At 67.8% G+C, this 16,432-nt stretch carries 19 protein-coding genes; 14 read left to right on the top strand and 5 right to left on the bottom strand.

What is annotated here, in order from left to right:
* Positions 1-27 precede the first annotated feature (27 nt).
* Together AC3A6R_RS01100 and AC3A6R_RS01095 are read left to right on the top strand one after the other, a co-directional pair.
* On the top strand, positions 28-1,320 hold the full coding sequence (locus AC3A6R_RS01100; RefSeq protein ID WP_487863515.1) for a YeaH/YhbH family protein: 1,293 nt from the start codon (positions 28-30) through the stop codon (positions 1,318-1,320).
* Positions 1,317-2,858, top strand: a complete 1,542-nt coding sequence (locus tag AC3A6R_RS01095) for a SpoVR family protein (RefSeq protein ID WP_487863514.1) — start codon at positions 1,317-1,319, stop codon at positions 2,856-2,858. Before AC3A6R_RS01100 ends, AC3A6R_RS01095 begins: the two co-directional genes overlap by 4 nt.
* On the opposite strand, the gene aroQ is transcribed toward AC3A6R_RS01095, so the two are convergent.
* Positions 2,855-3,304 carry a type II 3-dehydroquinate dehydratase gene (aroQ, locus tag AC3A6R_RS01090; protein ID WP_487863513.1) on the bottom strand — a complete coding sequence of 150 codons (450 nt, stop codon included), beginning with the start codon at positions 3,302-3,304 and terminating at the stop codon, positions 2,855-2,857. The two genes, AC3A6R_RS01095 and aroQ, sit on opposite strands and share 4 nt — an antisense overlap.
* Before the next feature lie 85 nt (positions 3,305-3,389).
* On the opposite strand from aroQ, the gene AC3A6R_RS01085 reads away from it, so the two are divergent.
* From AC3A6R_RS01085 to AC3A6R_RS01045, 9 genes are read left to right on the top strand one after another with little or no spacing between them, the layout of a single operon-like run.
* Positions 3,390-4,079 (top strand): Rieske 2Fe-2S domain-containing protein, encoded by a 690-nt coding sequence (locus AC3A6R_RS01085; protein ID WP_487863512.1) that lies wholly within the window; start codon positions 3,390-3,392, stop codon positions 4,077-4,079.
* Between the two features lie 7 nt (positions 4,080-4,086).
* Positions 4,087-4,953 carry an aromatic ring-hydroxylating dioxygenase subunit alpha gene (locus tag AC3A6R_RS01080; RefSeq protein ID WP_487863511.1) on the top strand — a complete coding sequence of 289 codons (867 nt, stop codon included), beginning with the start codon at positions 4,087-4,089 and terminating at the stop codon, positions 4,951-4,953.
* A complete protein-coding gene (locus tag AC3A6R_RS01075; protein WP_487863510.1) occupies positions 4,950-5,588 on the top strand; it encodes a glutathione S-transferase family protein in 639 nt (212 codons plus the stop codon). The genes AC3A6R_RS01080 and AC3A6R_RS01075 overlap by 4 nt, the downstream gene beginning before the upstream one ends.
* 49 nt (positions 5,589-5,637) lie before the next feature.
* Entirely contained in the window at positions 5,638-6,756 is a 1,119-nt protein-coding gene (locus AC3A6R_RS01070; protein ID WP_487863509.1) for an S-(hydroxymethyl)glutathione dehydrogenase/class III alcohol dehydrogenase, read from the top strand.
* Between the two features lie 17 nt (positions 6,757-6,773).
* Positions 6,774-7,700 carry an alpha/beta fold hydrolase gene (locus tag AC3A6R_RS01065; protein WP_487863508.1) on the top strand — a complete coding sequence of 309 codons (927 nt, stop codon included), beginning with the start codon at positions 6,774-6,776 and terminating at the stop codon, positions 7,698-7,700.
* The gene (gene fghA / locus AC3A6R_RS01060) at positions 7,697-8,572 is read left to right on the top strand and encodes an S-formylglutathione hydrolase (protein WP_487863507.1); all 876 of its coding nucleotides are present in this window, start codon (positions 7,697-7,699) and stop codon (positions 8,570-8,572) included. The genes AC3A6R_RS01065 and fghA overlap by 4 nt, the downstream gene beginning before the upstream one ends.
* A 1-nt stretch (position 8,573) precedes the next feature.
* A complete protein-coding gene (locus tag AC3A6R_RS01055) occupies positions 8,574-9,068 on the top strand; it encodes a GNAT family N-acetyltransferase (RefSeq protein ID WP_487860053.1) in 495 nt (164 codons plus the stop codon).
* A gap of 21 nt (positions 9,069-9,089) precedes the next feature.
* Positions 9,090-9,470, top strand: coding sequence for a TfoX/Sxy family protein (locus AC3A6R_RS01050; RefSeq protein ID WP_487859873.1), 381 nt, complete (start codon positions 9,090-9,092; stop codon positions 9,468-9,470).
* Complete coding sequence (locus AC3A6R_RS01045) at positions 9,467-10,075, top strand: 3'-5' exonuclease (RefSeq protein WP_487863506.1); 609 nt, start codon at positions 9,467-9,469, stop codon at positions 10,073-10,075. Before AC3A6R_RS01050 ends, AC3A6R_RS01045 begins: the two co-directional genes overlap by 4 nt.
* A gap of 28 nt (positions 10,076-10,103) precedes the next feature.
* Here the strand turns inward: AC3A6R_RS01045 and AC3A6R_RS01040 are convergent, their stop codons facing one another.
* Positions 10,104-10,832, bottom strand: a complete 729-nt coding sequence (locus AC3A6R_RS01040) for an alpha/beta fold hydrolase (protein ID WP_487863505.1) — start codon at positions 10,830-10,832, stop codon at positions 10,104-10,106.
* A gap of 124 nt (positions 10,833-10,956) precedes the next feature.
* Complete coding sequence (locus tag AC3A6R_RS01035) at positions 10,957-11,919, bottom strand: AraC-like ligand-binding domain-containing protein (protein ID WP_487859870.1); 963 nt, start codon at positions 11,917-11,919, stop codon at positions 10,957-10,959.
* Between the two features lie 118 nt (positions 11,920-12,037).
* Here AC3A6R_RS01035 and gnd point away from each other — a divergent pair, with 118 nt between their 5' ends.
* The gene (gnd, locus tag AC3A6R_RS01030) at positions 12,038-13,459 is read left to right on the top strand and encodes a decarboxylating NADP(+)-dependent phosphogluconate dehydrogenase (protein WP_487863504.1); all 1,422 of its coding nucleotides are present in this window, start codon (positions 12,038-12,040) and stop codon (positions 13,457-13,459) included.
* A gap of 61 nt (positions 13,460-13,520) precedes the next feature.
* Here gnd and AC3A6R_RS01025 read toward each other — a convergent pair whose 3' ends face one another.
* Both AC3A6R_RS01025 and AC3A6R_RS01020 read right to left on the bottom strand, forming a co-directional pair.
* Positions 13,521-14,027 (bottom strand): gluconokinase, encoded by a 507-nt coding sequence (locus tag AC3A6R_RS01025; protein ID WP_487863503.1) that lies wholly within the window; start codon positions 14,025-14,027, stop codon positions 13,521-13,523.
* Between the two features lie 104 nt (positions 14,028-14,131).
* Entirely contained in the window at positions 14,132-15,226 is a 1,095-nt protein-coding gene (locus AC3A6R_RS01020) for a PA0069 family radical SAM protein (RefSeq protein ID WP_487863502.1), read from the bottom strand.
* A gap of 114 nt (positions 15,227-15,340) precedes the next feature.
* Here AC3A6R_RS01020 and AC3A6R_RS01015 point away from each other — a divergent pair, with 114 nt between their 5' ends.
* Entirely contained in the window at positions 15,341-15,940 is a 600-nt protein-coding gene (locus AC3A6R_RS01015; RefSeq protein ID WP_487863501.1) for a GbsR/MarR family transcriptional regulator, read from the top strand.
* 55 nt (positions 15,941-15,995) lie between these two features.
* Positions 15,996-16,418 carry a thiol-disulfide oxidoreductase DCC family protein gene (locus tag AC3A6R_RS01010; RefSeq protein ID WP_487859865.1) on the top strand — a complete coding sequence of 141 codons (423 nt, stop codon included), beginning with the start codon at positions 15,996-15,998 and terminating at the stop codon, positions 16,416-16,418.
* The last annotated feature ends 14 nt before the right edge of the window (positions 16,419-16,432 follow it).

Raw genomic sequence — 16,432 nt, 5'->3', positions numbered from 1 at the left:
TGATTCGTCCTTGAGGGAACAGACATCGTGGCCATCCTGCAGCAGATCATCGACCGCCGGCTCTCGGGCAAGAACAAATCCATCGGCAACAGGGAGCGCTTTCTGCGCCGCTACCGCGGGCAGATCCAGGAGGCCGTGCGGCGCGCGGTGACCGGGCGCAACATCCGCGAACTGGAACAGGGCGAGGACGTGACCCTGCCGCGCCGCGACGTGTCCGAACCGGTGTTCGGCCATGCGCGCGGCGGCGACCGCGAGTACGTGCACCCGGGGAACCAGGAGTACATCAAGGGCGACCGCATCGCGCGGCCCGAGGGCCAGGCGAGCGGCGGCTCGGGCAGCGGCGAGGCCGGCGACGGCGGCGAGGGCGAGGACGACTTCGTGTTCCGTCTCACGCGCGAGGAGTTCATGCGCGTCTTCTTCGACGACCTCGCGCTGCCGCACCTGGTGCGCACGCAGATCGCCGACGTGCCCGAATGGAAGAGCCACCGCGCGGGCTTCACCAACGACGGCACGCCCAACAACCTGCATGTGGTGCGCTCGATGCGCGGCGCGCTGGCCCGCCGCATCGCGCTCGGCGGCGAACCGCGCAAGGAGCTCAAGCGCCTCGAGGCGCACCTTGCGCACCTGCAGGCGCATCCGCAGGCGGCGCAGGCCTTCATCCAGACCGAGATCCGCGAAACCGAGGAGCGCATCGCCGAACTGCGCCGCAACATGCGGCACGTGCCCTACATCGATCCGATCGACCTGCGCTACCGCAACCGCGTGAAGACGCCGGTGCCGAGCGCCAAGGCCGTGATGTTCTGCCTCATGGACGTGTCTGGCTCGATGGACGAGGCGCGCAAGGACATGTCCAAGCGCTTCTTCATGCTGCTCTACATGTTCCTCACGCGCCACTACGAGACCATCGACCTGGTGTTCCTGCGCCACCACACGCAGGCGCAGGAAGTGAGCGAGGACGAGTTCTTCCACGCCACCGAAACCGGCGGCACGGTCGTGTCGAGCGCGCTGGTGCTGATGGACGAGATCGTCAAGGCGCGCTACCCGAGCGGCGAGTGGAACATCTACGGCGCGCAGGCCAGCGACGGCGACAACTGGCATCAGGACAGCGGGCGCTGCCGCCAGCTGCTGGTCGAGAACATCCTGCCGGTGGTGCGCTACTACGCCTACGTGCAGGTCGCCGAGACCGAGCAGAACCTGTGGCAGGAATACGCGCAGCTGCAGGGCATCGAGCCCAACTTCGCGATGCGCAAGGTGTCGGAGGCGCGGGACATCTACCCCGTGTTCCGAGACCTCTTCAAGAAGGAGGGAGCCACCGCATGACCACCGCATTCGACTTCCCGCCGCAGGCGCGGCTCGAACGCCTGCCAAGCCCGTCGGACTGGACCTTCGACCTCATCGAGAACTACCACACCGAGATCGCCAAGACCGCACGGAGCTACGGGCTCGACGTGTACCCGAACCAGCTCGAAGTGATCACGGCCGAGCAGATGATGGACGCCTACGCGAGCGTTGGCATGCCCATGATCTATCGCCACTGGTCGTACGGCAAGCAGTTCATCGCCACCGAAAAGAACTACCGCCGCGGCCACATGGGGCTGGCCTACGAGATCGTCATCAACTCCGACCCCTGCATTGCCTACCTGATGGAGGAAAACTCCATGGCCATGCAGGCGCTCGTGATCGCCCATGCGGCCTACGGCCACAACAGCTTCTTCAAGGGCAACTACCTGTTCCGCATGTGGACCGACGCGTCGTCGATCATCGACTACCTCGTCTACGCCCGCCACTACATCGCCGAATGCGAAGAGCGCCACGGCGTGGATGCGGTCGAGCAACTGCTCGACTCGTGCCACGCGCTCATGAACTACGGGGTCGACCGCTATCGGCGGCCGCAGAAGCGCTCGCTCGCGCAGGAGGGCCTGCAGCGCGCCGAGCGCGAGCGCCACATGCAGCAGCAGGTCAACGACCTCTGGCGCACACTGCCGCGCAAGAGCGAGCAGACGACAGAAACCGATTCGTCACGGCGCTTTCCTTCGGAACCGCAGGAGAACCTGCTGTATTTCATCGAGAAGAATGCCGCACTGCTCGAGCCCTGGCAGCGCGAGGTGGTCCGCATCGTGCGCAAGATCGCGCAATACTTCTACCCGCAGCGCCAGACCCAGGTCATGAACGAAGGCTGGGCCACCTTCTGGCACTACACGCTGCTCAACACCATGTACGACCGCGGCCAGCTCGCCGACGGCTTCATGATGGAATGGCTCAGTTCGCACACGGGCGTGATCTTCCAGCCGCCGGTCGGCCACCGCGCCTACAGCGGCATCAACCCCTACGCGCTCGGTTTCTCGATGTTCACCGAGCTGCGGCGCATCTGCGAGAACCCGACCGAGGAAGACCGCCGCTGGTTCCCCGACTTCGCGGGCACCGACTGGGTCAAGACGCTCGACTATGCGATGCGCAACTTCAAGGACGAGAGCTTCATCGGCCAGTTCCTGAGCCCGAAGACGATGCGCGACTTCCGGCTGTTCGCGATCCGCGACCACCAGAGCGATCCCGAACTCGAGGTCTCGGCCATCCACGACGACAGCGGCTACCAGGCGCTGCGCGAATCGCTGTCACGCCAGTACGACATCGGCAGCCGCGAGCCCGACATCCAGGTCTGGAATGTCAACATGCGCGGGGACCGCGCGCTCACGCTGCGGCACACGCAGCGCAACAACCTGCCGCTGCACGACAACGCAGACGAAGTGCTCAAGCACGTCGCGCGGCTCTGGGGCTTCGACGTGCACCTCGAGAGCGTCGACGTGCACGGCCACATCAGCCGAAGCTGGAAGGCCGCGGCGCCAAAGCAGCTCGATTAGATCGACTGTCCCGCCAGCGCGGCGATCGCCAGCGCGTAGCCCTTCACGCCCAGCCCCACGATGATGCCCTTGGCGGCCGGCGAGATGTATGAATGGTGGCGGAACGACTCGCGCGCATGCACGTTCGAGATGTGCAGTTCGATGAGCGGCACGCTCGCGCCCTTGATGGCGTCGTGCAGCGCGATCGAGGTGTGGGTGTAGGCACCCGGGTTCATCACCACGCCGAGCAGGCGGCCAGCAGCCACCTCGCGGCCGGCTTCCTGGACCCAGTCGATCAGCACGCCTTCATGGTTGGACTGGCGGCACTCGATCTCGACGCCGTGCTTCGCGCCTGCCTCCTGGCACAGGCGCTCGACGTCGGCCAGGGTGTCGCGTCCGTATTGCTCGGGCTCGCGGGTGCCGAGCAGGTTGAGGTTGGGGCCGTTGAGGACGAGGATTTTCTTCATGGCGATGGAATGGAGGAGTGGCAGGCGTCGGCGCCATTATCAGCGTGGCGCCCGCGACGCGACTTGCGCTATGGTGGCGCGCATCATGACGAGCACTGAAGACACTTCGACCTGGCATCCCGTCGCGCGCTCGGCCGAGCTGCTGCCGGGCGCCAACATCGTGGCGGGCTTCGCCTGCGGCCAGGAGCTCGCGCTCTGGCGCGCCGCCGACGGCACCGCGCAAGCCTGGGAGAACCGCTGCCCGCACCGCAGCGTGCGCTTCACGCTCGGCCAGGTGGTGGGCGGAGACCGCCTGGCTTGCGCCTACCACGGCTGGCAGTACGCGGCGGGCAGCGGCCAGTGCGTGCGCATTCCCGCACATCCTTCGATGGCCGTTCCACCCAGCGTCTGCGCCAAGACCTTCCACGCGGCCGAAGCCGCGGGCATGCTGTGGGTGAACCTTGGGGATGCGGCGCCGGCCGAGGCGCCTCCCGCCGATGCGGTGCCGGCCGGCTGGTCGTTCTGCCGCACGCTGGGCCTGCGCACCGCCGTCGAAGAGGCGCACCGCGCGCTCGCCGCGCACGGTTTCACCGCCGAGGGACCCTTTGCCTTGCGCGGCAGACTCGGCGGCGCCGACACCGCCGCGCTGGTGCTCGACGCCCGGCCGCAGCTCGCCTTCGTCCACCTCTGGACCGACGCCGCACCGGGCAGCGAGGCCATGAAGAACCTGCACATCGCCGCGCGCGAACTGCGCAGCAGCATCGAAGAAGCCTTGCAACCCGCACAGCCCGCCTGAACCCGCCATGCCCTTCATCACGGACGATCCCAACATGCTCGACGAGTGGCTCGTCGCCGCTCCCGCATCGGCGCTCGCCGGCCGCAGTGCGGCGCGGCCGCATGCCGTGCGCCTGCTCGGCGAAACCCTGCAGCTCTGGCGCGGCACGGACGGGGCAGCGCACTGCCGGTTCGGCGAGAAGCCGCTCGCGGTTCAGTCGCGCTACGGTTATCTCTGGGTCTGCCCGAGCGGCCAGCCCGCACGGGCACTGTTCGAATTTCCCGAGTACAACGAAGCCGGGCGCCGATTGATCGACTGCGGCGGCATCGGCGTGGCGGTCTCTGGGCTGCGCGTGATCGAGAACTTTCTCGACATGGCCCACTTTCCTTTCGTGCATGCCGGCTGCCTGGGCGCCGTGCCGCACACCGAGGTGGCGAAGTACCAGGTGCAGGTCGATGCGGCCAGCGGCGAGATCTGGGCCACCGACTGCCGCTTCTGGCAGCCGCGCGCCTCGGCCGCGCACGACGGCAGCGGCAGCGAGGTGCTCTACAAGTACCGCGTGATGCAGCCCTTCTCGGCCATGCTCTACAAGTCGAGTTCCCGTGCCGGCGCGCTCGACGCCATCGGGCTTTTCCTGCAGCCGATCGACGACGAGCATGTGATCGCGCACACGCTGCTGGCCTGCTTCGACGACACATCGAGCGATGCCGAGCTCATCGCTTTCCAGCACACCATCTTCGGCCAGGACAAGCCGATCCTCGAGAACCATGCCTTCAAGCGCATGCCGCTCGAGGGGCGCGCCGAAACGCCGACGCGTGGCGACACCTCGTCGGTCACCTACCGCCGCTGGCTGCGCGAGCGCGGCATGCGCTTCGGCGTGAGGCCGGCCGCATGATCACGCTCTACGACTACGCCCTCTCGGGCAACTGCTTCAAGGTGCGGCAGCTGCTCACCTGGCTCGGCCTCGGCTGGCGCAGCGAGCCGGTGGATTTCCATCCGGGCCGCGCGCACCGGTCGGCGGCGTTTTTGGCGCGCGTCAATCCGCTCGGGCAGCTGCCGGTCATCGACGACGACGGCTTCGTGCTGCGCGACGCGCAGGCGATCCTCGTCTACCTGGCAACCCGCTACGACGCCGAAGGCCGCTGGTACCCCGACGATGCGCGGCTGCGCGGCGAGATCGCGATGTGGTTCGCCATTGCCGATGAACTCACGCGCACCGCGTCCGCCGCGCGGCTGCACGACGCCTTCGGCTACACGCATCTCGACATCGCGGCCTGCCGCCGCGGAGCGCATGCGGTCTTTCGCCTGCTCGACGACCACCTGGCCGAGCGGGCCAGCGGCGGCGATGCGTGGCTGGCCGGCCCGCACGCCACGCTCGCGGACCTGGCCTGCTTTCCTTATGCCGCGCTGGCGGGGGAAGGCGGCATCGCGCTTGACGAATACCCGGCGCTGCGCCACTGGATCTGGCGCTTTCGCCACCTGCCCGGCTTCACGGGAATGTCGGGTATCTTTGCCGCTGGCCCCGCCTGAACGCAGGCCCGCTATCCTCTTTCCTTTGCCTTCCTGCCCCCCAACGCCCATGAAAACCAAAGCCGCCGTCGCCTGGAAATCCGCCGCCCCCCTGACCATCGAAACCGTGGACCTCGAAGGACCGAAATTCGGCGAGGTGCTGGTCGAGATCAAGGCCACGGGCATCTGCCACACCGACTACTACACGCTCTCGGGTGCCGACCCCGAAGGCATCTTCCCGGCCATCCTCGGCCATGAAGGCGCGGGCATCGTGGTCGACGTCGGCCCGGGCGTGACCACGCTCAAGAAGGGCGACCACGTCATTCCGCTCTACACGCCCGAATGCCGCCAGTGCAAGTTCTGCCTGAGCCGCAAAACCAACCTCTGCCAGCTGATCCGCGGTACCCAGGGCAAGGGCCTGATGCCCGACGCCACCTCGCGCTTCAGCCTCGACGGCAAGCCCATCTTCCACTACATGGGCACCTCGACCTTCAGCAACTACACGGTGGCACCCGAGATCTCGCTTGCCAAGATCCGCGAGGACGCGCCCTTCGACAAGGTCTGCTACATCGGCTGCGGCGTCACCACCGGCATCGGCGCGGTGCTCTTCACGGCCAAGGTGGAGGCCGGCGCCAACGTGGTGGTGTTCGGCCTCGGGGGCATCGGCCTGAACGTGATCCAGGGCGCGAAGATGGTGGGCGCCGACAAGATCATCGGCGTCGACCTGAACCCCGAGCGCGAAGCCATGGCGCGCAAGTTCGGCATGACGCACTTCATCAACCCGAAGCAACTCGAGGCAGCCGGCGAGAACGTCGTCGACACCATCGTGCAGCTGACCGACGGCGGCGCCGACTACAGCTTCGAATGCATCGGCAACACCAAGGTGATGCGCCAGGCGCTCGAATGCACGCACAAGGGGTGGGGCCGCAGCATCATCATCGGCGTGGCCGAGGCCGGCGCCGAGATCAGCACGCGGCCGTTCCAGCTCGTCACGGGCCGCAAGTGGGAAGGCTCGGCCTTCGGCGGCGCACGCGGGCGCACCGACGTGCCGAAGATCGTCGACTGGTACATGGAAGGCAAGATCAACATCGACGACCTGATCACCCACACCATGCCGCTGGAAGATATCAACAAGGGTTTCGACCTGATGAAGCGCGGCGAATCGATCCGCGGCGTCGTCCTGTACTGAACGCGAAGGGGCCAGCCATGGACCGCATGGAACCGTTGCGCACCGTGCAGGCCGGCGTGCTCGACGTCGCCTACTTCGAGGCCGGCCCGGCCGACGGCCCGCCGGTAGTGCTGATGCACGGCTTCCCGTACGACATCCATGCGTATGCCGAGGTGGCACCGATGCTGGCCGAAAGCGGCTGCCGCGTGATCGTGCCGTACCTGCGCGGCTACGGCGCCACGCGGTTCCTGAGCGACGCCACGCCGCGCTCGGGCGAACAGGCCGCGCTCGGCGCCGACCTGCTCGCGCTGCTCGACGCGCTTCGCATCCCGCGCGCAGTGCTGGCCGGCTACGACTGGGGCGGCCGCGCCGCCTGCGTGGTGGCAGCGCTCTGGCCCGAGCGCTGCGCGGGGCTGGTCTCGTTCAACAGCTACAACATCCAGAACATCGCGAAGGCGATGGTGCCCGACACGCCGGCCAACGAGCACAGCCTCTGGTACCAGTACTACTTCCACAGCGAGCGCGGCCGCGCCGGGCTCGCCCGGGACCGGCGCGCGATTGCGCGGCTGCTCTGGCGCCTCTGGTCGCCGACGTGGGCATTCGACGATGCCACCTTCGAGCGCAGCGCCGCGGCTTTCGACAACCCGGACTTCGTCGAGGTGGTGGTCCATTCGTACCGCCACCGCTTCGGGCTCGTCGCGGGCGACCCGGCCTGCGCCGACATCGAGCGCCGGCTCGCGGCGCAGCCGGTAATCCGCGTGCCCGCCATCACCTTCGACGGCGCCGACGACGGCGTGCGCCCGCCCGCCGAGGCCTCGGCCCATGCGCACTGCTTCAGCGGCCCGCGCTCGCACCGGCTCGTGCCCGGCGTGGGCCACAACATGCCGCAGGAAGTGCCGCGCATCTTTGCCGATGCCGTGCGCGAGCTCGTACCCCTTCTGCTGACCGCTCCTTCTTCTTCATGACCGACACCCTCACCACCCTCTCCGAGCACCATGCCTTTGGCGGCGTGCAGGGCTTCTATGAGCATGCCTCGCGCGAGATCGGACTGCCGATGCGCTTCTCGGTCTACCTGCCGCCGCAGGCCGCGCAGCAGCGCGTGCCGGCCCTGCTCTACCTTGCGGGCCTGACATGCAACGAGGAGACCTTTGCGACAAAGGCCGGCGCGCAGCGCATGGCCGCGAGCCTCGGCATCGCGCTGATCGCGCCCGACACCAGCCCGCGCGGCAGCGCCGCCGAAAGCCTGCCCGGCGCCACCGCCAGCTGGGACTTCGGCATCGGGGCCGGCTTCTACCTCGACGCCACCGAAGCGCCCTGGTCCACCCACTGGCGCATGGAGAGTTGGACGATGCAGGAACTGCTTCCCCTCGTGGCGGAACACTTCGCCATCGACGGCGAGCGGCTCGGCATCTTCGGCCATTCGATGGGTGGTCATGGCGCGCTCACGCTCGCGCTGCGGCATCCGGGGCGCTTTCTGTCGGTGTCGGCCTTTGCGCCGATCTGCGCGCCCACGCAGTGCCCCTGGGGCGAGAAGGCCTTCGGCGGCTACCTCGGCGAGCCCGGCGGCGACCGCGCGCAGTGGCTCGTGTACGACGCCAGCGCACTCATGAAGTCGCAGACCGCCGCGCCCTATCCGCAGGGCATCCTGATCGACCAGGGCCTGGCCGACAAATTCCTGGCCGAGCAGCTGCATCCCGAAGCCTTCGAGGCCGCCTGCTTCGCCGCCGGCCAGCCGCTCACGCTGCGGCGCCATGCGGGCTACGACCACGGCTACTACTTCATCCAGACCTTCATGGCGGACCACATCGCGCACCACGCACAGACGCTGCGTGCATGACATGTCGGCCGCGCAGATCCCCGCCTTCCGCCTGCGCTCCCGCGACGGCAACGCCGAGGAGAGCCTGGCACTGGCCGGCATCTGGCGCCGCGCCTGGATCGCGGCCCATCGCAATACCAGCGTCGTCGAACCCATCACGCACTGGCTGCGGCGCGTGCAGGCCGAGTTCATTGCGCCGGCCGACGTGGTGCTGGCGGAGCGCGAAGGCCAGGTGCTCGCGTTCATGGTACTGCTGGGGCGGCGCAGCTACGTGGCGCAGCTCTTCGTCGAGCCCCACCTGCGCAACCAGGGCCTCGGGCAGGCGTTGCTCGACGAGGCCGGTGTGCGCATGCCGCTCGGCTGGAAGCTCCATGTGGCCGTCGGCAACACGGCGGCGCAGCGCTTCTACGAACGCTACGGCCTGGTGCGCGGCGCGGTCGACCACCATCCCGCGAGCGGACGCGAACGGGTCGCCTACCATTGGCATCCGCCGGGGCCGGCCAAGCGCCACGGCTGAGATCCCTTCATTCATCCTTTCATGAGCGCCTTCGTCGAGAGCCTGCACGAGACCTTCGAACGCATCGGCCGCATCGAGACGCGCCGCATGTTCGGCGGCCACGGCGTCTGGCACGACGGCCGCATGATCGCGCTGGTGTTCAAGGACACGCTCTACCTCAAGTGCGACGCCGAAAGCGCTGCACATTTCGACCGGCTCGACCTGCCGCCCTTCACCTACGAACGCCAGGGCAAGGCAATGCCCATGTCGTACCGCCAGGCCCCGGCCGAGCTGTTCGAAGATCGCGAGGAAGCCGCGGTCTGGGGCCGCCGCGCCTACGAAGCCGCCCTGCGCTCGGGCCATGCGCCCAAGCCCGCCAAGAAAACCGCACCCGCCAGGAAAAAGAAAGCGCCCGCCCGTTGAACCACGACCCCGCCCTACTCCCGCCGCTGCCCGAGCGCGAACAGATCGCGCTGCTGGCGCCCTTCGAAGGGCTGGACCTCCCGCGCATCGTGGTGGTCGCGACGCGGGAAGACGCCGAGCGCGCCGCCGTGGCGTTGCTCGACGCGCGCGTGGTCGGCTTCGACACCGAGTCGAAGCCGACCTTCGCGAAGAACGAGGTTTCGGGCGGTCCGCACGTGGTGCAGTTCGCCACGCCCACGGCCGCCTGGCTGTTCCAGCTCCATCGCACCGAATGCAACGACGTGCTCGCGGCGCTGGTCGCCTCGACCGCGCTGCAGAAGGTCGGCTTCGGCCTGTCGAGCGACCTTTCGCTGCTGCGCCGGCGGCTCGCGGTGGAGCCGCAGGCGGTGGTCGACATCGACCACGAGTTCCGCCGCCGCGGCTACCGCAAGTCGGTGGGCGTGAAGACCGCCGTCGCGCTGGTCTTCAACCAGCGCTTCATCAAGTCGCGCAAAGCCACCACCTCGAACTGGGCCAACCGGCAGCTCTCGCCGGCGCAGATCCGCTACGCGGCCAACGATGCCTATGCGTCGATCCGCGTGTACGACGCGCTGTTCAACCGCTGAGCGGCGCAGCGGCGAGTGGCCGCCAGCGCTAGTCGCGCCCCGCCTCCCGGATGGCCTGCGCCAGCCGCATCGGGTTCGAGAAGAACATCTCGTGGCTGCCCGGGCATTCCACCAGCCTGAACAAGCCAAGCCGCTCCGACAGACGCGGATGCCATGGCAGGCTGTGCGGCATGGCCGTGTCCTGCAGGCAATTGACGTAGGACTTGCCGAGCGGCAATGCCGCCAGCGGTTGGGAAAGCCGGATCTTGTCGGTGAAGGTTCGGTAGGGGTGCGGGTTCAACCGCTCGTAGCTGGCCTGCGCGAGCGGCAGGTCGGCATCGTTGATGAAGGCTTCGCGCCAGACCTCGAATGGCAGGGTCACCGCATTGCCGTTGGCGCCGGCAATGGCATCGAACATCGCGATGTAGTGCGGCGGCACCATGTCGTTGAGCGATTCCCCGTCGAGCGGCACGAAGGCGTTGACGTACACCAGCCGCTTCAGTCGCTGCGCGATGCGGTCCGCCACACCCGAAATCACCATGCCGCCATAGCTGTGGCCCACAAGACGAACATCGCCCAGGTCCTTCTCCTCGATGAAGCGGACAGCCGATTCGATGGCATCCTCGAGCCCGATGCGCGAGCGGTCGTCGTCGGCGCGGTTGCCCGCGAGCGTGGGGCAATGCACCCCGTGGCCGGCCTCGCGCAGGCTGCCGGCCACGGCTTCCATTTCGGCGCCGGTGTGCCAGGCGCCGTGTACCAGAACATAGGTGTCCGACATATGCATGTCTCCTTCTTGGTCGTGATGAAGACGACTTTAGGCAACATGCGGCCGCCCGGATGGCCGCTCGCCGACAGGCGAATGGCCGATGCCTGCCGGGCGCCTGCTGGATGCGGCCTCTGTCTCAGCGGTGGCGCCGCAAGGCGCCTGGTGTGGCGCCGAAATGCCGGCGGCACTGGCGCACGAAGTGCGATGCGTCGGTGAATCCGACGCGGAAGCCGATCTCGGCAATGCCGAGCCGGTCGAAACGCGCATCGCACAGCATGCGTCGCGCAACCTCCATGCGAAAACTGGCGAGCGCGGTGGCGAAGGTGGTCGCGCCGCCGGCCAGGCAGCGGTGGAGGCTGCGCTCCGAAATGCCGAGCCCGCACGCCACCTTGGCGGCAGTCAGCCCCGGCTCGGCGTGGCGCTCCCGCGTGGCATCGAGCACACGCCGCCGCAGCGCGGCACGCTCGCCCTCGCACGTTGCCGAAGCCGGGTCGGCGCCTGCCGCAAGTGCGAGCAGCCCACCGAGCTGGTCGGTCAGCAAGGCTGCTGGCAACGGAGGCCTCAGCACGGCCTGCGGCGACAGCTGCTGCACGAAACCGCTCAGCACGCGACCCCAGCCCGACTGCCCGTCGATGCGCCGCACCTGATGGTCACTTGCGCGAGGCAGCCATGACTCGACCCACGCCGTCGGCAGTTCGAGCGACAGCGTGTCGGCGCACTGCAGGAAATGAAACTCGTAGCACCGGCGCGAGTCGACGAGCACAAGATCGGCCGGCAGCAGGCGCGCCGTGCGGCCGTCCTGTGCGGCGACCCAGGGCGAATCGGTCTTGCACAGCAGGTAGTAGTAGTTGCTGCGGCTGTGGGCGATGGCGCGCCGGGTGCGGTACACGTCTTGTGCAGAACCGCGGACCCGGTTCACGCCGATCGCGCCCAGTGGCGCCGACTCGAGCGTGGCGCTGAAGCTGCCCGCGAGCGAACTGGTCACGTCCATCTCGAGGAAACCCTCGCAGACCGCGCCGACCCAGTAGTCGAGCCGCTGCGACGGCGGCGCGGCGTCGGTCGACCAGGTACGGACGGCGGGCGGGCTGTTTGCGTTCATGGCACCAACATACCCACGCCTCGGGCGCTTGCCAAGCGGGTATAGACGGCCTTCATGGCAGCGTGCCGGCACGCCCGGCACAATGCCCGTCACATCGACCGCACACGAAAGAAGGGCCATGAACGACAACAAAAGCGATTTCGGACTGATCGGCCTGGCCGTGATGGGCCAGAACCTGGTGCTGAACGTGGAAAGCCGCGGCTTCCAGGTCAGCGTCTACAACCGCACCGAAGCCACCACCGAGGCCTTCGTCGCCGCTCACCCCGGCAAGAAGCTGGTGGGCGCGAAGACGCTCGAGGACTTCGTGCAGAGCCTGGCGCGGCCGCGCAAGGTCCAGATCATGGTCAAGGCCGGCGCGCCGGTCGACCAGGTGATCGAACAGCTGATCCCGCTGCTCGACAAGGACGACATCGTGATCGACGGCGGCAACAGCCTCTACAGCGACACCGAGCGCCGCGACGCCTGGCTCGCCGGCGAGGGCCTGCGCTTCATCGGCGCAGGCGTCTCGGGCGGCGAGGAAGGCGCGCGCAAGGGTCCGTCGATCATGCCGGGCGGCCCGCTCTCTACGTGGGAGGTGATGAAGCCGATCTTCGAGAGCATTGCCGCCAAGGTGGACGGCGAGCCCTGCGTGATCCACATCGGCCCGGGCGGCGCGGGCCACTACGTGAAGATGGTGCACAACGGCATCGAGTACGGCGACATGCAGCTGATCTGCGAGGCCTACAGCCTGTTCAAGGCAGCGGGCTTCACGACCGACGAGATGGCCGCCGTCTTCAGCGAGTGGAACGAGGGCGAGCTGCAGAGCTACCTGATCCAGATCACCGCGAAGGCGCTCGAGCAGAAAGACCCGGAGACCGGCCAGCCGGTGGTCGACGTCATTCTCGACAAGGCCGGCCAGAAGGGCACGGGGCAATGGACGCTCATCAACGCCGCGGAGAACGCGGTGGTCATCAGCACCATCAACGCCGCTGTCGAGGCGCGCGTGCTCTCGTCGCAGAAGCAGGCGCGCGTGGCGGCGAGCAAGCTGCTGCAGGGCCCGAAGGCCGAACTGTCGATCGACAAGAAGGCGCTGGTGGCCAAGGTGCACGATGCGCTCTATGCCTCGAAGGTGATCAGCTACACGCAGGGCTTCGACCTCATGAAGACCATGGGCGAGAAGAAGGACTGGAAGCTCGACCTCGGCCGCATCGCCGCGATCTGGCGCGGCGGCTGCATCATCCGCGCGCGCTTCCTGAACCACATCACCGACGCCTACCGCGGCGACCCCGCGCTCGGCAACCTGATGCTCGATCCGTTCTTCAAGGACCTGCTGAACCGCACGCAGCAGAACTGGCGCGAGGTGGTGGCGCTCGCGGTGAGCCACGGCATTCCGGTACCGGCGTTCAGCGCCTCGCTGGCGTACTACGACAGCTACCGCACCGAGCGCCTGAGCGCAAACCTGCTGCAGGCGCAGCGCGACTTCTTCGGCGCGCACACCTACGAGCGCGTGGACAAGCCCGCGGGCGAGTTCTTCCACACGCAGTGGCCGGAAGTGATCTGACGACCCGGCCTCGTTGACCCGGCCTCATTGAACCGGCCGCATTGAACCGGCCGGGTGCGTCTCAGCCGCGCTCGGCCGACAGCGCGCGCCTGACCTGCGCCACCAGTTCCTCCACGGGCGTGGTCGCATCGACCGTGATCACCCCGTCCTCGCCCACCGGCGATTCGAGTGTTTCGAACTGGCTGGCCACCAGGCTCGCGGGAAAGATGTGCGCGCCGGCGCGCGACGCGACGCGGCGCTCGCTCTCCGCGCGGTCGATCTCCATGAAGACGAACTTCAGATCGGGCACGGCCGCGCGCAATTGGTCGCGGTAGGCGCGCTTGAGCGCCGAACTGGCCAGCACCGCACCGCGCGGCTCGGCGGCGAGGGCTTGGCCCAGCGCGTCGAGCCAGCCGGCCCGGTCGGCGTCGGTCAGCGCAATGCCCTTGCTCATCTTTTCATGGTTCTCGGGGGGATGGTGGTCGTCCCCTTCGATCATCGGCAGCGACAGCGCGCTGGACAGCGCTTCGCCGAGCGTCGATTTGCCGCAGCCGGAAACACCCATCACCACCAGCCAGATTCCATCCATGCGCAACTACTCCCTGTGGTCGGTTCGCGAAGGCCCACGCCCCTTGTTTACGAATCTACCTTGATTTGGAGGCCCCCTCCCATGCAAGCCCATGGGGACTGACCCTAGAACAACAGCCCCTGCCCCGCCGCGCCCGGCGGCCGGAAGGCGTCCAGGTCGAGGGCGATGCGCTCGCGGTTGAAGCCGATGCGGCGCGTTGCCTTCTCGAAGCGCTGGTGGATCAGGTCGGCCCAGAGCCCGCTGCCCTTCATGCGCGTGGCGAAGTCGGCGTCGTAGTCCTTGCCGCCGCGCATCTCGTGGATGCGCGCCATGATGCGCTGCGCGCGCTGCGGGTAGTGCAGTTCGAGCCATTCCTTGAACAGCGGCGCCACTTCCCACGGCAGCCGGATCACGGTGTAGAAGGCGCTTCGCGCACCGGCCTCCCAGGCAGCCTCGAGCACCTGCTCCATGTCCTCGTTCACGAACGGGATCTGCGGGGCCACGCTCACGCCCACCGGCACGCCAGCTTCGGCCAAGGTGCGGATGGTGCGCAGCCGCCGGTGCGGCGCGGCGGCGCGCGGCTCGAGTTTGCGGGCCAGATCGCCGTCGAGCGTGGTCACGGTGATGTAGACAGCGGCCAGCCGCTGGGCGGCCATCGGCGCGATCAGGTCGAGGTCGTGCTCCACCGCGCTCGACTTGGTGACCAGCGCGAACGGGTGCCGCGTCTCCTGCAGCAGCTCGAGCACCGCGCGCGTGAGCCGCAGCTCACGCTCGATGGGCTGGTAGCAGTCGGTCGCGGTGCCGATCGCGATGTGGCTGGGCCGGTAGCCCTTGCGCCCGAGCTCACCGCGCAGCACCTCGACGATGTTGCGCTTGGCAATGAGCCGGGTCTCGAAGTCGAGCCCCGGCGACAAGTTGAGATAGCTGTGCGTGGGCCGCGCGAAGCAGTAGATGCAGCCGTGCTCGCAGCCGCGGTAGGGGTTGAGCGATCGGTCGAACGAGATGTCGGGCGATTCGTTCTGGTTGAGCACCGATTTCACGTCTTCGAAGCGCACTTCGGTCGCGAGCGGCGCCAGGCCGTCGGACTCAGCCGCCTCGTCGGCGAGCGTGCCCCAGCCGTCGTCGAAGTCGTTGCGCTCGTCGCGCGAGAAGCGGTGCGCCAGGCGCGTGGCCGCGCCGCGGCCCTTGATGGCATGGATCGGGATGAGAGCGGCTGGCATGGCGACCTCTTGGCTGAAAACTGTATGTTTATACAGTTATTTTTACTCCTGCACCATCCCGCAGAATCTAATTTCTGTATTGACAGAAATTTCAAGAACATTAGACTTTCACGGATGCAACTCACCGACATCCAGCGCAAGTTCGTTCTCCACTGGGGCGAGATGGGGTCGATGTGGGGCGTCAACCGCACGGTGTCGCAGATCCACGCCCTGCTGTTCGCCCATGGCAAGCCGGTACACGCCGAGGAAATTTCCGAGACGCTCGGCGTGGCACGCTCCAACGTGAGCAACAGCCTGAAGGAACTGCAGGCCTGGAACCTCGTGCGCGTCACGCATGTGCTGGGCGACCGGCGCGACTATTTCGAGACCAGCGTCGATGTCTGGGAGCTGTTCCGTACCGTGGTGCGCGAGCGCAAGGAGCGCGAGTTCGATCCCACGGTCCGCGTGCTGCGCGAGCTCGTCGCGAGCCCCGACTTCCAGAACGAACCGGCCGACGCGCAGGACCGCATCCGCTCGACCCTCGACCTGATGAGCAAGCTCGCCACCTGGGCCGACGAGATGCTGCGGCTGTCGCCCGGCACGCTCGACAAGGTACTGAGCCTGGGCGCGAGCGTGCAGAAGTTCGTGCGCGGGGACGCGGCCCCGCCGGCGTCGGCCAGCCAGGGCAATGCCGGCGACGCCGATCCGAACCATGCCGGCCTGCCGATGATCTGAGCGATGCTTTTTTGTCCATTCATTTCTGTTTTGACAGAAATATCGGAAACACAATATGTCGTCCACCCTCGCCTTCCCGCTGACCGTCTACTACGACGCCAGCTGCCCGCTCTGCGCCGCCGAGATGAAGACCATGGCATCCCGGGACGCAGCGGCGCGCCTGCACCTCGTCGATTGCTCGCACGCAGATTTCCATGGCGGACCCGCGCCACGCCAGGCGCTCATGACGGCGCTTCATGCGGTGGACGCCGAGGGCCGACTTCATGTCGGCGTGGCGGCCATCCGCGCCTGCCGCAAGGCCGTGGGCCTGCCGGCCGGAGGCTTCCTGCTCGACCTGCCGCCGGTGGCTCGACTGGCCGATCGCGCCTACGCCGCGCTTGCGCGCCACCGCCATCGCCTCCCGCGCCCGCTCGTGGCGCTGCTGACGCGCCCGCACACGCGCGGCGGCACCTGTGCCGACGGCAACTGCCGACTGTAGAAAGAGAGAGCCCC

The organism is Variovorax sp. Soil_C_19 (assembly GCF_057657255.1).
The sequence above is the reverse complement of the archived record's forward strand: the minus strand, read 5'-3'. Positions and strand labels throughout refer to the sequence as shown.

What these genes read in the sequence shown, in the direction of transcription:
- AC3A6R_RS01025 (WP_487863503.1), bottom strand. Translation starts at nt 14,027, where the DNA reads ATGGATGGAATCTGGCTGGTGGTGATGGGTGTTTCCGGCTGCGGCAAA.
- AC3A6R_RS01040 (WP_487863505.1), bottom strand. Translation starts at nt 10,832, where the DNA reads ATGTCGGACACCTATGTTCTGGTACACGGCGCCTGGCACACCGGCGCC.
- fghA (WP_487863507.1), top strand. Translation starts at nt 7,697, where the DNA reads ATGACCGACACCCTCACCACCCTCTCCGAGCACCATGCCTTTGGCGGC.
- aroQ (WP_487863513.1), bottom strand. Translation starts at nt 3,304, where the DNA reads ATGAAGAAAATCCTCGTCCTCAACGGCCCCAACCTCAACCTGCTCGGC.
- AC3A6R_RS01075 (WP_487863510.1), top strand. Translation starts at nt 4,950, where the DNA reads ATGATCACGCTCTACGACTACGCCCTCTCGGGCAACTGCTTCAAGGTG.
- AC3A6R_RS01065 (WP_487863508.1), top strand. Translation starts at nt 6,774, where the DNA reads ATGGACCGCATGGAACCGTTGCGCACCGTGCAGGCCGGCGTGCTCGAC.
- AC3A6R_RS01050 (WP_487859873.1), top strand. Translation starts at nt 9,090, where the DNA reads ATGAGCGCCTTCGTCGAGAGCCTGCACGAGACCTTCGAACGCATCGGC.
- AC3A6R_RS01010 (WP_487859865.1), top strand. Translation starts at nt 15,996, where the DNA reads ATGTCGTCCACCCTCGCCTTCCCGCTGACCGTCTACTACGACGCCAGC.
- AC3A6R_RS01085 (WP_487863512.1), top strand. Translation starts at nt 3,390, where the DNA reads ATGACGAGCACTGAAGACACTTCGACCTGGCATCCCGTCGCGCGCTCG.
- AC3A6R_RS01035 (WP_487859870.1), bottom strand. Translation starts at nt 11,919, where the DNA reads ATGAACGCAAACAGCCCGCCCGCCGTCCGTACCTGGTCGACCGACGCC.
- gnd (WP_487863504.1), top strand. Translation starts at nt 12,038, where the DNA reads ATGAACGACAACAAAAGCGATTTCGGACTGATCGGCCTGGCCGTGATG.
- AC3A6R_RS01095 (WP_487863514.1), top strand. Translation starts at nt 1,317, where the DNA reads ATGACCACCGCATTCGACTTCCCGCCGCAGGCGCGGCTCGAACGCCTG.
- AC3A6R_RS01020 (WP_487863502.1), bottom strand. Translation starts at nt 15,226, where the DNA reads ATGCCAGCCGCTCTCATCCCGATCCATGCCATCAAGGGCCGCGGCGCG.
- AC3A6R_RS01015 (WP_487863501.1), top strand. Translation starts at nt 15,341, where the DNA reads ATGCAACTCACCGACATCCAGCGCAAGTTCGTTCTCCACTGGGGCGAG.
- AC3A6R_RS01080 (WP_487863511.1), top strand. Translation starts at nt 4,087, where the DNA reads ATGCCCTTCATCACGGACGATCCCAACATGCTCGACGAGTGGCTCGTC.
- AC3A6R_RS01055 (WP_487860053.1), top strand. Translation starts at nt 8,574, where the DNA reads ATGTCGGCCGCGCAGATCCCCGCCTTCCGCCTGCGCTCCCGCGACGGC.
- AC3A6R_RS01070 (WP_487863509.1), top strand. Translation starts at nt 5,638, where the DNA reads ATGAAAACCAAAGCCGCCGTCGCCTGGAAATCCGCCGCCCCCCTGACC.